This window comes from Streptomyces sp. 4F14, from assembly GCF_048159485.1.
Lineage (GTDB): Bacteria > Actinomycetota > Actinomycetes > Streptomycetales > Streptomycetaceae > Streptomyces.
Genome location: NZ_JBLRVY010000438.1, coordinates 1 through 308 on the forward strand (window position 1 = coordinate 1; position 308 = coordinate 308).

Genomic DNA, 308 nt, shown 5'->3' on the forward strand with positions numbered 1-308 from the left:
GCACCAGGAAGGCGTCGCCGCCAAGGCCTCCGAGGGTTACCAGCGCGGACTCGCCGACCTCGGCAAGAACGATCCGGGCCGGGCCTTCGTCGAATTCGACGAGGTCGCCAAGTCCGGCACGCCGGCCTACAAGTCCCTGGCCCTCCAGCAGCAGGGCGGCATCCGCCTGCAGCAGGGCAAGACCGCCGAGGCCGTGCAGCTGTTCGACGCGGCCGCCAAGGTCTCGCCGGACCTGCTGTTCGGCGACCTGGCCCGCCTCAAATCCGCCTTCGCCCTGATGGACACCGCCTCGTACGGGGATATCGAGG

Annotated in this window: 1 protein-coding gene; it reads left to right on the plus strand. The window is 69.8% G+C overall.

The window, feature by feature from the left end; all coding sequences use genetic code 11:
- On the plus strand, positions 1–308 hold a 308-nt coding region (locus ACLZOT_RS51485), incomplete at both ends, for a hypothetical protein (protein ID WP_416976177.1).